The sequence below is a fragment of the Stenotrophomonas sp. ATCM1_4 genome (assembly GCF_004348115.1).
GTDB classification, from domain to species: domain Bacteria; phylum Pseudomonadota; class Gammaproteobacteria; order Xanthomonadales; family Xanthomonadaceae; genus Stenotrophomonas; species Stenotrophomonas capsici.
In genome coordinates, this window is sequence record NZ_QPFB01000001.1 from 1,279,009 (window position 1) to 1,292,654 (window position 13,646).

The following is a 13,646-nucleotide window of genomic DNA, read 5'->3' on the forward strand; positions in this document are numbered from 1 at the left end:
CGGTGGCCACGGATGTGTTTCGACAAGGAGGGCATGGCATGCGGCATCTGGCCGTTCATCGTTGCATTGCAGTGGCGCTGTTGGCCGCAGGCGCGCTGCCTGCGGTGCAGGCGCAGGAGGCCGCGCAGGACGGCCGCTGGCGTTTCCAGGCCACGCCGTATGTGTGGATGAGTGGCCTGGAAGGCCAGGTGCGGCCGTTCCGCAGTGCGCCGGCCGCCGACGTGGACAAGTCGTTCGCGGAGTTGTTCGAGAGCCTGGATGCGGCGGCCTTCGTCACCGCCACCGCGCGGCGCGACCGCTTCGTGCTGCAGGCCGACCTCACCCACGCCTCCACGTCCGACTCGGCCGTACTGCCGATGGGCCTGTCGGCGCGGGCGAAGGTGCGCCAGACCTCGGCCTCGCTGACCGCCGGCTATGCCTTCGCCCCGACCGAGGCGGCCGGAGTGGACCTGATGGCGGGACTGCGGCATTGGGATGTCAGCACCGCGGTGGACGTGACCGGCATCGGTTCGGCACGGTCGAAGTTTTCCTTCGTTGACCCGGTCATCGCCGCGCGCTGGCGGCAGGCCGTGGCACCGCGCTGGTCAACGTTGGTGTACGCCGATACCGGCGGTTTCGGCGTGGGATCGGACGCGACCTGGCAGGTGCTGGCGCTGGCCAACTACCAGGCCCGTGACAACCTGTTCCTGTCGATGGGCTACCGCCACCTGAGCGTGGATTACCGCGAGCACGGGCGGCGGCTGGACGTGGACCTGTCCGGCCCGATGCTGGGCCTGACCTTCCTGTTCGGCAAAGGACACGGCGCGGCCGCCTTGCCGTGAGGCAAGGCCGCACATGACTGCCCCCTCCCTTGCGCCGAAGGCGCAGGGGAGGGCTGGGGAGGGGGCTTCTGACGAAGCAGCCGAACACGCCGGCCGGAAGGTGCCCGCGCTGCGCCCCTTACTCCACGTCGCTCGGGTCCGCCTTCCAGTAACCGGTGGCGCGGATCCAGTCCTTCGGCACCTGCAGGTGGCCTTCCACGAACTTGCGCATCATCCGTGCGCGCTTGGACTCGGTGGCAATCCAGTAGAACGCGTCGCCGTCGGGCTGTTCGAAATCCACCAGCGCGTCTTCCAGCAGCGTGCTGCTGGCCGCATCGAAGCCATTGCGCTCGAACCACGACACAGTGACCTGCGCAGCGCTGTGCAGCGGCTGGCGGTCGCCCTCTTCCGGAATCTCGATGAACACCTCGGCCACTGCACCTTCGGGCAACTCCTCCAGGCGGCGAGCAATGGCGGGCAGGGCGGTTTCGTCGCCAATCAGCACATAGGCGTCGTAGTCATCGGCGATGACGTGCGAGCCACGCGGGCCGGCCACCACCAGTGCATCGCCGGCCTTGGCATGCGCGGCCCACTGTGTGGCCGGGCCGTCGCCGTGCAGCACGAAGTCCAGCACCAGCTCGCCGGCGTCGGCGTCGTACAGCCGCGGGGTGTAGTCGCGGGCCGGCGAGGGCAGCTGGCCTTCCGGGTAACGCGGGCCCTGCTCGGTCAGCACCGGCAGCACGAACTGGCCTTCGGCGTTGGGGAAGAACAGCTTGACGTGGTCGTCCGGTGCGCGGCTGTCGAAGCCTTCCAGCGCATCGCCTCCCACCACGATGCGCTGCATGTTCGGGGTCAGGCGTTCGCTGCGCAGCACCTGCAGGTGGCGGAAGCGGGGAGTGAAGCGGATCAACTGGGTTTCATGCGAGGACATGGCAGTACCTGGGGTCAATGACGGCATGGGCCGGGGTGACCTGGCTGGATCGCTCTGGCTGGGTCGTAACGAAAGGGGGGAGGGCTTACTCGGGCGGGGTATCGCGCACCAGCGCGGTGGCCTCGTCCAGCAGTGCGGTGATGCGTTCGACGTCGGCACCCTGCCAGCGGCCATGGCGCTGCATCATCGAATGGGTGAGTTCGCGCATGGCTTCGCGCACCGACGGCGGCAGGTTGGCCTTGGTGATCACGCGCGCGCTGTGGCGCGCGCGCAGCAGGGCGTCGTCCACCTCGCCCTGGCGCAGCTTCAGCTGGGCCTGGCCGACAGCGGTGATGTGGTAGCGCTTGCGGCCGCCTTCCTCCTCGGCCTGTACCCAGCGCTGGTTCTCGAAGTCGGCCAGCAGCGGGTACACCGAGCCGGCGCTGGGCGTGTACACGCGCATGAACATCTCGCTGACCTGCTGGATCAGCTCGTAGCCATGGCGCGGCGCCTGGCCGATCAGCGACAGCAGCAGCAGGCGCAGGTCGCCCCGGCCCAAGGGGCGGGGGGAAGGGCGGCGACGGGGTTCGGTGGCGCTCATTGGGTCTTTTCGATATATCGAAACGTGCGAAACGATATATCGAAAACTCCGGCCGGGCAACACCCGGCGCCTGCGGGCGGCCAGACAGAGCGTTTCGCCAGCGGGATGCAGCACGCTGGTCGGAAATTGCTGCGATGCAGCATGGCCGCGCCTGTCACGCCGCTGACCCGCTGCGCTGCCAGCCTGCAGCCGCGTCGCTGCCTTGGTTCTGCCGCAAGGCCCTCCCGGGGTTGTCCCGTGGTGTCCCTGATCCAGCTGCATCGCTGTCGTCATCTGTCTTGCGGACACTGGCTTTTACGCCTCCATACGTATGCGTAGCCCGCTTGGCAAGGGGTCGGGTGCGCTACACTTTGGAGTTCAAAACAACGAACAAGCGCGCGTGTGCGTGCAGCAACTTGGGAGCGCTAATGAACTGGTTGAATGAGGTGCTGAACAACGACCCGAACCCCCTGGAGACCCAGGAGTGGATCGAGTCGTTGAAGGCCGTTATCGATGTCGAGGGCCCCGAGCGCGCGCATCAGTTGCTGGAAGGCATGGTTGAACTGACCCGTCGTTCGGGTGCGTTCCTGCCGTTCTCGCCCACCACCGAATACGTCAACACCATCGAGCCGCAGCTGGAGGCCAAGAGCCCCGGCAACGCCGAGCTGGAATGGCGCATCCGCTCCATCATCCGCTGGAACGCGATGGCCACCGTGGTGCGCGCCAACCGCAAGCCGGGTGACCTGGGCGGCCACATCGCCTCGTTCGCCTCCGGCGCGACGCTGTACGACGTGGGCTTCAACCACTTCTGGCGCGCCCCGAGCGACACCCATCCGGGCGACCTGCTGTTCATCCAGGGCCACAGCGCCCCGGGCATCTACGCGCGCGCGTTCCTGGAAGGCCGCATCGACGAGCAGCAGCTGGACAAGTTCCGCATGGAAGTGGACGGCGGTGGCCTGTCCTCCTACCCGCACCCGTGGCTGATGCCGGACTTCTGGCAGACCCCGACCGTGTCGATGGGCCTGGGCCCGCTGGCCGCCATCTACCAGGCGCAGTTCATGCGCTACCTGGAAAACCGCGGCCTGATCGAGAAGAGCGACCGCAAGGTATGGTGCTTCATCGGTGACGGCGAGTCGGACGAGCCGGAAACCCTGGGCGCCATCGCCCTGGCCGGCCGCGAAGGCCTGGACAACCTGATCTTCGTGGTCAACTGCAACCTGCAGCGCCTGGACGGCCCGGTGCGCGGCAACGGCAAGATCATCCAGGAACTGGAAGGCGTGTTCCGTGGCGGCGGCTGGAACGTCATCAAGTTGCTGTGGGGCTCGTACTGGGATCCGCTTCTGGCCAAGGACACCAACGGCGTCCTGAAGAAGCTGATGATGGAAACCGTCGACGGCGAGTACCAGAACTGCAAGGCCTTCGGCGGCGCGTATACGCGCGAGCATTTCTTCGGCAAGTACCCGGAAACCGCCGCGATGGTGGCCAGCCTGTCCGACGACGACATCTGGCGCCTGAACCGTGGTGGCCACGACCCGCACAAGGTATACGCCGCCTACCACCAGGCCGTGAACACCAAGGGCATGCCGACCGTGATCCTGGCCAAGACGGTCAAGGGCTACGGCATGGGCAGCGCCGGCGAGGCACTGAACCCCACCCACCAGACCAAGAAGCTGGACGACGAAGCGGTGCGTCACTTCCGCGACCGCTTCAACATCCCGGTTACAGACGAGCAGCTCAAGGACGGCCAGGTGCCGTTCTACCACCCGGGCCCGGATTCGCCGGAAGTGAAGTACCTGCAGGAGCGTCGTGCTTCGCTGGGTGGCTACCTGCCGCAGCGTCGCCAGAAGGCCGACAAGTCCTTCACCGCCCCGAAGCTGGAAACCTACGAGCGCCTGCTCAAGGAATCCGGCGAGCGCACCTACTCCACCACCATGGCCTTCGTGCAGACGCTGAACATCAGCCTGCGTGACAAGGAGCTGGGCCCGCGCCTGGTGCCGATCGTCGCCGACGAGGCGCGCACCTTCGGCATGGAAGGCCTGTTCCGCCAGATCGGCATCTACGCCCCGTACGGCCAGAAGTACAAGCCGGTCGACGCGGACCAGCTGATGTACTACCGCGAGGACCAGAGCGGCCAGGTGCTGCAGCAGGGCATCAGCGAGCCGGGCGCGATCGCCTCGTGGATGGCGGCCGGTACCAGCTACTCGGTCAGCAACGTGCCGATGCTGCCGTTCTACATCTACTACTCGATGTTCGGCTTCCAGCGCGTGGGCGACCTGGCCTGGCAGGCGGCGGACATGCGTACCCGCGGCTTCCTGCTCGGCGGCACCGCCGGCCGCACCACGCTCAACGGCGAAGGCCTGCAGCACGAGGACGGCTTCAGCCACATCGTGGCCGGCGGCATCCCGAACGTGCGCAGCTACGACCCGACCTTCGGCTACGAAGTCACCGTGATCCTCCAGCATGGCACCAAGGCCATGATGGAAGACCAGATCGACGAGTACTACTACATCACCCTGATGAACGAGAACTACACCCACCCGGCCATGCCGGAAGGTGCAGCCGAGGGCATCATCAAGGGCATGTACCTGCTCACCGACGCCGGCAAGCCGAAGAAGGGCGAGCTGCGCGTGCAGCTGCTGGGCAGCGGCACCATCCTGCGCGAGGCCATTGCAGCGGCCGAGCTGCTGGACAAGGATTTCGGCGTCACCGCCGACATCTGGAGCTGCCCGAGCTTCAACGAACTGCGTCGCGACGGTTTCGACGCCGAGCGTTGGAACCGCCTGCACCCGGAAGCCGAACAGCGCAAGCCGTACGTCACCCAGCTGCTGGAAGGCCGCCAGGGCCCGGTCATCGCCGCCACCGACTACGTGCGCGCCTACACCGACCAGATCCGCGCCTTCGTGCCGGGCACCTACTCGGTCCTGGGCACCGACGGCTTCGGCCGTTCGGACACCCGCGCCAACCTGCGTCGCTTCTTCGAGGTTGACCGTTACTACATCGCGCATGCGGCGATTGCCGCGTTGGCGAAGGATGGGAAGATGACGGCTAAGGATGTTGCGAGGGCGATCAAGCAGTATGGGATTGATCCGGAGAAGAGTAATCCTGTTGGGGTTTGATTAATTAAGAGAGCGGCCATAGGCCGCTCTTTTTTCTATGGCCTTGGGCAGCACGCGCAAGGGAATTGCATCGAGTCGAATTGAACGAGCTCAGGGGGAGCCAATGCCCGACCGTTTTGCATTTAGGCAAGTGGATCAACGCGATCTTGCGACTTTCTTCAGAGATGGTGAGGTTCGCGCGAAGCTTCATGAGGATCCACAAGCATGCCATCAAACGAGCTACGGCAACATCGTCCAAAGGCGGAGCTCAAATTTGGTGGAAATGCCTCATGGCGGGGTGGTTAATAATTACGTTGCCTTCTATCTATCTCCCGTGACGGCGTTTACGTACGCAATCCATCAAGGCAGGGTGGAGGTCAGATCGCCATCCGATCATTTACTCGGTATGTCTGAGCTTTCTCAACGCGCATTTCTCGTCGCAAGCGTGTCAACGCTCTTCAGGAACTATCCGCATGTTTGCTTTAGTAATTACGCGCTGAATACCAATGTGCCTTTGCCTGTGGTAATGGCTGATCAGAATCAATTTGAAACACATGTAAACTGGTCGGGTAATCCCCCCGCAGATTAGCTGACGCCAAAAGTGGAATTTTCTCGTACCCTTGAGCCACCTTTCTTTGCTTGTGCAAAGAAACCTGGCGCAAAGAAAGCACACCCTGTCTACGCGCCTTCCGCGCTGCGCGCTCCAGGTCCACTGCGCTGTCGGGATTTTTCGACGGGACGTCCCTGTCCCGTCGAAAAACGACGTGCATCCATGCACGTCGCCCCTGCGGGGTCTTGTCCGTCAGCTCCGTCGCTACGGAAGGGAACCCGGCACGTCAAAATCCACGGCAACGGCAACGGCAACGGCAACGGCAACGGCAACGGCAACCGCCGAAACCAAACTCAAACCCAAGAAGCCGCCGTCGGTTGCTGGGCCGGAAACAACGAAGCCGCGAGGTGATCGCGGCTTCGTGCAATGACTCCATGAGCGGTGGCTCAAACGGCGTTGAAGCTCGCAGCAAGCGTGCCGACCACCAGCACCCAACCGTCCACCAGCACGAACAGCAGGATCTTGAACGGCGCCGACACCAGCATCGGCGAGAGCATCATCATGCCCATCGACATCAGCACGCTGGACACCACCAGGTCGATGATCACGAACGGGATGAAGATCAGGAAGCCGATCTCGAAGGCGGTCTTCAGCTCACTGGTCACGAACGAGGCGACCAGCACCGGGAACGGGATCGCATCCGGGCTGGCATAGGCGCCATGACCAGCCAGGCCGGCGAAGGTCAACAGGTCGGTTTCGCGGATCTGCGCCAGCATGAAGGCGCGCAGCGGCTCGGTGGTCAGCGTCCAGGCGGTCTGGAAGTCGATCTGGCCATCCAGGTACGGCGCCATGCCGGTGGACCACGCTTTGTCCCAGACCGGCATCATGATCATCGCGGTCAGGAACAGCGACAGGCCGAGCAGGATCTGGTTGGATGGCGTCTGCCCGGTGCCCAGCGCCTGGCGCAGCAGGCCCAGCACGATGATGATGCGGGTGAAGGCGGTCAGCACCAGCAGCATTGACGGCAGCAGGGTGATCGCCGTCATCAGCAGCAGCGTCTGCAGCGGCAGGCTGACCGGCGCGCCGCCGACCTTGCCGACGTTCACGTCCGGAAGCGACGGCAGCTGCGGCGCGGCGGGCGCTGCCCAGGCGAACAACGGCAGTGCCAGCAGCGCCAGCAGCGCGAACAGTTGCCAGCAGGTGCGGGAGTTGAAGCGGTGGACCGGCATGATCAGGAGTCCTTGCGCAGCTTCTGTGACAGCAGCTGGGCGAAATTCGGGAGTTGTTTGAGGTTGGGCAGCGTCGGTGCCGGTGCCTGCGGCAACGGCTCGGGCAAGGCATGCAGGGTGCTGATGCCGCCGGGGCTCACGCCCAGCAGCAGCTGCTGGCCGTTGACGTCGACCACCACCACGCGCTCCTTGGCGCCCACGTTGAGGCTGGCGACCATCTTCAGGCCCTCGGCCGGGCGGAACTGGCCGCCGGGCAGGCGCTTGAGCAGCCAGCCCAGGCCGACGATCAGGCCGAGCACCATCAGCAGCATGAACACCGCGCCAAACAGGCTGGGCGTGGTCGCGGCATGCTGGCCGACCGGCGTGGCCAGCTTGCCGGCGGCCGGTGCGACGGCGGCGAGCAATGCGATCAACGCAGTCTCCGGATCCGCTCGCTGGGGCTGACCACGTCGGTCAGGCGCACGCCGAAGCGGTCGTTGATGACCACGACCTCGCCATGCGCGATCAGGGTGCCGTTGACGAACACGTCCAGCGATTCGCCGGCGCCACGCTCCAGCTCCACCACCGAACCCTGGTTGAGCTGCAGCAGGTTGCGGATCGGCAGGCGCGCGCGGCCTACTTCCAGCGACAGCGTGACCGGAACGTCCAGGATCACGTCCAGGTCCAGGTCGGTGCCGTTGCCGCCGTCGGCCTGCAGGTTGGCGAACTGCGCCGGGGTGGCGGTGTTGCCGGTCGCGTTGGATTCGATGTCATTCATTGGATGTTTCCTGGATCACTGGAACGTTGGGTCGCTTGCCCGGGGGATGGGTGGCGATGATCTTGATCGCGTTGCGGTCGTTGGCCACGCCGAACTCACCGGTGAACACCGGGATGCCTTCCACGCACAGCGGCACCTGCTTGGGCATGTCGATGGGCAGGATGTCGCCGATCTTCAGCTTGGTCAGTTCGCGCAGGCTCATGCGGCGGCTGGCCAGTACGCTGGACAGCTCCACCTCGGCGGTATCGAGTTGCTCGCGCACCATCACCGCCCAGCTCTCGTCGCGGTCGTTGCGGTCGCTCTGGATGCCGGCGTCGAGCAGTTCGCGGATCGGCTCCAGCATCGAGTACGGCAGGGTGATGTGGATGTCGCCGCCGCCGCTGTCCAGCTCCACGTGGAAGCGGCTGACCACCACGTACTCGCGCGGGCTGACGATGTTGGCGAAGTGCGGGTTGATCTCGGAGTTGATGTAGTCGAAGTCGACGTTCATCACCGGACCCCAGGCCTCGCGCATGTCGGCGAAGGTCTGCTTGAGCATCAGCTGGATCACGCGCATCTCGGTGGCGGTGAACTCGCGGCCCTCGATGCGGGTGGGGTAGCGGCCATCGCCACCGAAGAAATTGTCGACGATGGCGAACACCAGGGTCGGCTCGAACACGATCAGCCCGGTGCCGCGCAGCGGCTTGAAGCGGATCAGGTTTAGGTTGCTGGGCACGTACAGCGAATGCAGGTAGTCGCCGAACTTGATCAGCTCGATGCCGCGCACCGACAGCTCGGCCGAGCGCCGGATCAGGTTGAACAAGCCGATCCGCCACAGGCGGGCGAAGCGCTCGTTGACCATCTCCAGGGTCGGCATGCGGCCGCGGATGATGCGGTCCTGGCTGGCGAAGTCATAGGAGCGGGCCTCGCCCGGCGCCGGGCCGGGGTCCACGGTGTTGACGCTGCCCGAGTCGACGCCGTGCAGCAGGGCATCGATCTCGTCCTGGGACAGCAGGTCGTTGATGCTCATGGCGGCGCCTTATTGGGTGACGAAGCTGGTGAACAGCAGTTCGTCGACGCTGTTCTTGCCGGTCTCGGCCTTCATCAGCTTCTGCACCTCGACCAGCGCGGCGGCCTGCAGCTTCTCCTTGCCGGCACGGTCGGCGATCTGCGCCGGCTCGACCTGGGAGAACAGCATCAGCAGCTTGGCGCGGATGGCCGGGGCGTGGGTCTGCAGCGCCTGCAGGGCCAACGGGTCGCGGGTCATCAGCTGCACCTCGACCTGCAGGTAGCGCGGGCCGTCGATGGAACCGTTGAGGTTGACCACGAAGGCCGGGTCCAGCGCGAAGTACTGGGCCGGGGCGGGCAGGGCCGGGGTTTCCACCTTCGGCGTGCTGGCAGGCGCGTTGTCCCGGGTGTAGTACCAGACGCCGCCGCCGGCGGCACCGGCGGCGATCACGGCGATGAGCGCGGTGATCAGCAGCGGACGCTTGGACTTGCCGGGGGCGTCCTTGGCGGTTTCGGGTTTACGGGTTTTGTCTGCAGCAGCCGCCACGTTGAACTCCTCAGGAATGCTGAGTCCATACATGCAAGCGGCGTGCCGTAGCGCGGGCGTCAGGACCTTGGCGCGTCGTCGGCTGTGCGCCGGGAGGCGCTCCATCGTAGGAGCGGCCTTGGCCGCGAAGCCGGGGCGGCTGGCATTGCATGCCGCGTGTCAGCAGGCGCTCCTACAGCCAGATCGCGTTCCAATAGGGATAGAAACGAGGCGAGCTGACCAGCCCGGCCCTGACCGGGTTCATGAGGAGGTAGCGGGCGACTGTCCGGAGATCCTCTTCCCGGCGCAGGGCACGGTCATGAAAAGCACGTGCCCAGACCGGACGCTCGACGGTGGCCGGAAGGTGACGCGTGGTGTTGGCCTTGAGCCGGGCGATGGTCCTGCCTATCGGTTCGAGCCCGTTTGGCGCGATCAGGCCATGCCAGTGGTCCGGCATCAGCACCCAGGCCATCAGACGGGCATGGGGCCAGTTGCCAGGATCGTGGATGGCGCGTGCGACGTGGGCGGCAAGGGCGTGTTGGCCAAACAGCGCAATACGGTCTCGGGTGGTGAAGGTGATCAGGCTGATCTGGCCGATCTGGGTGGTCCGGCCGCGGCGCAACGCCTTGTGGCCAGGGGGTTGTTCGGGTGACAAGGGCATGCCCCAGCGTGATGTGGTGGCTTGCCGCTGGATGTCGGGCGATGTGGCGGATAGCAGTCGGGAAGCATTGCCGGCTTCGCGGCCAAGGCCGCTCCTACCATGGGGGAGGCTTTACGCGTAGGCGTCGAGCAGGCCGCGCAGGCGCAGGGTCTGCGGCCGGGCGACGGGCAGGTCCGTGCTGTCCTGGGCATGTCCGAGATCACCACCGCTCCCGTGTTGGCCTTCCTGCTGCGGGGATTGCTGGCCGACGTCGGCATGGGCCAGTTGCAGGCCCTGCTCGCCGAGCATCTCGCGCAGGCGCGGCAGGCTGTTCTCCAGCGCCTGGCGCACTTCCGAATGGGCGCTGGTGAAGCTGGCATGGACGCGGTCGCCGTCCAGCTGCAGCTTCACGTCCACCTGGCCCAGGTCGTGCGGCGTGATACGGATCTGCGCGTGGCCGATCTTCTGCTCCGCCAGCCAACTGACGCGGGCGCCGATGGCGTCGTCGAAGTCGTCGCCCTGCAGGTCGGGGGTGGGCGTGGGCGCCTCCAGCCGGACAGCGCTGGTGCGCAGGTCCGGGCCGTTCTGCAGTTGCAGCAGCTGGTTGAAGGCGGTGGACTTGGGATCGACGTTGATGTCGACGTCGATGCCCTTGTCGCCGCCGGTCTTGTCGCCGATGAGGGTCTGCTCGACCTGTTCCAGCGTGGCGGTAAGCTCGGCACTCTCCGCAGCAGGCGTCGCCGCGATGCTGGCGGCGGTGACGGGCAGGGTCGCGGTCGGCGCAGCGTTGGCCGGCGCCGGAGCGGGGGGCTGGACCGGCGCCGGGACGGGGGCCGGTTCAAGCGGCGCGGCCAGCAGGGCGGTCAGTCCCAGTGGCGGCCAGGGCGCGTCTTCCACCGGCGCGTCCTTGTCGGGCGTGGCGGGTGTGTCGGTCGCCGGGCTGGCCTCTGTGGCAGGGCTTTCCGTCTCGCTGGCTGCGTCGGCGTTGCCTTTGGCGGGGGCCGTACTGGTGTTGCCGTCCTCGGCAGCGACGCCGCTGTTGGATGCCTGCGCGGGGGCGGGCTTGTCCTGCAGCAAGGCATCAAAGCGGGACGGCTTGCCGCCGTCGCTGCCGCCACTGGCGCGGTTGCTGCCGGTGCCCGTGCTGCTGGCGGTGTCGCTGCTGACCAGTGAGGCAGTGCCGAGCACGTTCATGCGCCGCTCCCGTCATCGCCGTTCCTGGCTTCGCGGGCGCGGCGGGCGCCGAGATCGTCCATCTCGCGCTGGTCGCGGCGGTTCTCTGCCTGCTTTTCCTGCGCGCGGTAGCTGGCCGCCAACTGCTCCAGCACCTGCTTGTCGCGGCTGGCAAGCAGCAGGCGGGCGCGCTCGGCGTCCACGCGCTCGCGGTTGCTGTCCACGGTGCGGCTCTGCGCCTGCACCGCGTTGTCCAGGCGGTCGAGGAACGCGCGGCGGTTGAGCAGCTGCGCGGCGCTGGTGGTGGCCAGCTGCGCCGAGGCGTACTCGTCGGCGTACTGGCGCAGCTCGGCCAGGCGGCTCTGGTGCATGTCCAGGGCCTGCTGGCGCTCGGCCAGGGCCTTGGCGACTTCATCTTCCTTGTCCTGCGCGCGGCGCAGCAACGGGTCCAGGCGACGGGACGGGCTCATGCGGGCTTCTCGCTATCTACCAGTTGTTGCAGGGCATCGAGGCTGTGGGACAGGTCGGCCGAGGCGTGCACGTCCTGGCCGAGGAATTCCATGATTTCCGGCCAGCGGTCCAGGGCCTCGTCGGTGACCGGGTCATTGCCGCGCTGGTACGCACCAATGGCGATCAGGTCGCGGTTGGCCGAATAGGCCGAGACCAGGCGCTTGAGCTTGCGGATGCGCGCGCGCCAGACATCGTCGGCGATGTCCTGCACCACGCGGCTGACCGAGGACTCCACGTCGATGGCCGGGTACAGGCCGCTGTCGGCGACCCGCCGCGACAGCAGGATGTGGCCGTCGAGGATGGCGCGGGCGGCATCGGCGATCGGGTCCTGCGGATCGTCGCCTTCGGTCAGCACGGTGTAGAAGGCAGTGATCGAGCCGCGGCCCTTGGCACCGTTGCCGGCGCGTTCGACCAGCGCCGGCAGCTTGGCGAACACCGATGGCGGGTAGCCACGGGTGGTCGGCGGCTCGCCGACCGACAGGCCGATCTCGCGCTGGGCCTGGGCGAAGCGGGTCAGCGAATCCATCAGCAGCAACACGTTCAAACCCTGGTCGCGGAACCACTCGGCGATGGCGGTGGCACGGTAGGCGCCATGCAGGCGGGCCAGCGGCGGCCGGTCGGCGGGACTGGCCACCACCACGGCGCGGCGCAGGCCTTCCTCGCCCAGCGTGGTTTCGACGAAATCGCGGACTTCGCGGCCGCGCTCGCCGATCAGGCCGACCACGATCACGTCGGCGGCGGTATAGCGGGTCATCATGCCCAGCAGCGTCGACTTGCCGACGCCGGAGCCGGCGAACAGGCCGACGCGCTGGCCGCGGCCGATCGGCAGCAGTGCATTGATCGCGCGCACGCCCACGTCCAGCGGCTGGATGATGGGTTCGCGCGCCAGCGGGTTGATCGCCACGCCGGCCATGCCGACGTTGCCTTCCGCCCGGATCGGGCCCTTGCCATCCAGCGGCACGCCATCGCTGTCGATAACGCGGCCGAGCAGGCCTTCGCCCACTTCCACGCCACCGCGCTTGTAAGAAGGAACTACCCGTGCGTTGGGCAGCAGGCCATGCAGTTCGGCGCTGGGCATCAGGTAGGTGCGGTCGCCGGAGAAGCCGACCACTTCGGCATCCACCCAACCGCCATCGATGACCTCGACCTTGCAGCTGGCGCCCATCGGTGCCTCGCAGCCGACCGCTTCCAGGGTCAGGCCGATGGCCCGGCGCAGGATGCCTTCGCGCACCAGGCCATGGCCGGCACCTCCGGTGCCATCCAATGTGATGCCATCCAGGCGCGCGGCCAGGCGCAGGTTGCGTGCGGCCGCCCATTCGGCCGGGGCAGGGGACAGGCTCATGGGGTGGCTCCGGCGCGGCGCAGCACGGTGCCCAGCGCCGCGCGCAGGCGCGCGTCGAGGGTGCCGTCGATGCGCACAGACTCGGCGTGCACGCGCAGGTCGCCGCGGCTGAGGCTGGTATCCGGGGCCAGGCGCTGGCCCTCGGGCAGCGCCAGCAGGGCGCTGATGGCGGCGATGTCGTCCGGGTGCAGGCGCACCTCGACCTCGCGCTGTGCGCCGCTGACGGTCTCCAGTGCTTCGTTGACCAGCGCCGCCAGCAACGACGGGTCGGCTTCATAGGCCCGGCCGATCAGCGCCCCGGCGATGCGCACCGACAGTTCGCCGAGCGCGCCGACCACCTCGTTTTCCAGCCGCACCAGCGGCCGGCTGAAGTTGTCCAGGATGCCTTCGATCTGGGCGATCAGGCGCCGCACTTCGGCCTGTCCCTGGGCGTAGCCTTCGCCGTGACCCTGCTGGAAGCCTTCTTCCTGCGCGGCATCGCGAATGGCCTGCACTTCCTCCAGGGTCGGCAACTGCAGCGGTGGCGGTGCCGGCTCGTGCGCGGTGA

14 protein-coding genes and 1 pseudogene are annotated in these 13,646 nt (G+C 66.9%); 3 read left to right on the forward strand and 12 right to left on the reverse strand.

Translation table 11 applies throughout. The annotated features are described in order from the left end of the window. Window positions 1–38: 38 nt before the first annotated feature. Window positions 39–821, forward strand: coding sequence for a hypothetical protein (locus tag ATCM_RS06130; protein ID WP_132863433.1), 783 nt, complete (start codon window positions 39–41; stop codon window positions 819–821). 118 nt (window positions 822–939) lie between these two features. Here ATCM_RS06130 and ATCM_RS06135 read toward each other — a convergent pair whose 3' ends face one another. Then, the gene (locus tag ATCM_RS06135) at window positions 940–1,731 is read right to left on the reverse strand and encodes a siderophore-interacting protein (RefSeq protein WP_132863435.1); all 792 of its coding nucleotides are present in this window, start codon (window positions 1,729–1,731) and stop codon (window positions 940–942) included. Between the two features lie 85 nt (window positions 1,732–1,816). Next, a complete protein-coding gene (locus tag ATCM_RS06140; RefSeq protein ID WP_132863436.1) occupies window positions 1,817–2,311 on the reverse strand; it encodes a PadR family transcriptional regulator in 495 nt (164 codons plus the stop codon). Between the two features lie 407 nt (window positions 2,312–2,718). On the opposite strand from ATCM_RS06140, the gene aceE reads away from it, so the two are divergent. Together aceE and ATCM_RS06150 are read left to right on the forward strand one after the other, a co-directional pair. Continuing rightward, window positions 2,719–5,406: a pyruvate dehydrogenase (acetyl-transferring), homodimeric type gene (aceE, locus tag ATCM_RS06145; protein ID WP_132863438.1), complete on the forward strand. Its 2,688-nt coding sequence runs from the start codon at window positions 2,719–2,721 to the stop codon at window positions 5,404–5,406. 103 nt (window positions 5,407–5,509) lie between these two features. After that, the gene (locus ATCM_RS06150) at window positions 5,510–5,974 is read left to right on the forward strand and encodes a DarT ssDNA thymidine ADP-ribosyltransferase family protein (RefSeq protein WP_165931131.1); all 465 of its coding nucleotides are present in this window, start codon (window positions 5,510–5,512) and stop codon (window positions 5,972–5,974) included. Between the two features lie 407 nt (window positions 5,975–6,381). Here ATCM_RS06150 and fliP read toward each other — a convergent pair whose 3' ends face one another. From fliP to ATCM_RS06200, 10 genes and pseudogenes are all read right to left on the reverse strand, one after another. After that, window positions 6,382–7,164: a flagellar type III secretion system pore protein FliP gene (fliP, locus tag ATCM_RS06155; RefSeq protein ID WP_132863441.1), complete on the reverse strand. Its 783-nt coding sequence runs from the start codon at window positions 7,162–7,164 to the stop codon at window positions 6,382–6,384. Between the two features lie 2 nt (window positions 7,165–7,166). Then, a complete protein-coding gene (gene fliO / locus ATCM_RS06160) occupies window positions 7,167–7,577 on the reverse strand; it encodes a flagellar biosynthetic protein FliO (protein WP_132863442.1) in 411 nt (136 codons plus the stop codon). After that, window positions 7,574–7,921, reverse strand: a complete 348-nt coding sequence (gene fliN, locus ATCM_RS06165) for a flagellar motor switch protein FliN (protein ID WP_132863443.1) — start codon at window positions 7,919–7,921, stop codon at window positions 7,574–7,576. Before fliN ends, fliO begins: the two co-directional genes overlap by 4 nt. Then, window positions 7,914–8,930, reverse strand: a complete 1,017-nt coding sequence (gene fliM / locus ATCM_RS06170) for a flagellar motor switch protein FliM (RefSeq protein ID WP_132863445.1) — start codon at window positions 8,928–8,930, stop codon at window positions 7,914–7,916. Before fliM ends, fliN begins: the two co-directional genes overlap by 8 nt. A gap of 9 nt (window positions 8,931–8,939) precedes the next feature. Then, window positions 8,940–9,455 carry a flagellar basal body-associated FliL family protein gene (locus ATCM_RS06175; protein WP_132863447.1) on the reverse strand — a complete coding sequence of 172 codons (516 nt, stop codon included), beginning with the start codon at window positions 9,453–9,455 and terminating at the stop codon, window positions 8,940–8,942. Between the two features lie 172 nt (window positions 9,456–9,627). Then, complete coding sequence (locus tag ATCM_RS06180) at window positions 9,628–10,095, reverse strand: transposase (RefSeq protein ID WP_132863448.1); 468 nt, start codon at window positions 10,093–10,095, stop codon at window positions 9,628–9,630. Between the two features lie 111 nt (window positions 10,096–10,206). Next, window positions 10,207–11,268 (reverse strand): flagellar hook-length control protein FliK, encoded by a 1,062-nt coding sequence (locus tag ATCM_RS06185; RefSeq protein WP_132863450.1) that lies wholly within the window; start codon window positions 11,266–11,268, stop codon window positions 10,207–10,209. After that, window positions 11,265–11,717, reverse strand: a complete 453-nt coding sequence (gene fliJ / locus ATCM_RS06190; RefSeq protein WP_132863452.1) for a flagellar export protein FliJ — start codon at window positions 11,715–11,717, stop codon at window positions 11,265–11,267. The genes ATCM_RS06185 and fliJ overlap by 4 nt, the downstream gene beginning before the upstream one ends. Beyond that, the gene (gene fliI / locus ATCM_RS06195; protein WP_132863454.1) at window positions 11,714–13,099 is read right to left on the reverse strand and encodes a flagellar protein export ATPase FliI; all 1,386 of its coding nucleotides are present in this window, start codon (window positions 13,097–13,099) and stop codon (window positions 11,714–11,716) included. Before fliI ends, fliJ begins: the two co-directional genes overlap by 4 nt. Continuing rightward, window positions 13,096–13,635, reverse strand: a pseudogene (locus ATCM_RS06200) (FliH/SctL family protein); the annotation flags it as partial. The pseudogene ATCM_RS06200 and the gene fliI, both read right to left, overlap by 4 nt. Window positions 13,636–13,646: the final 11 nt, after the last annotated feature.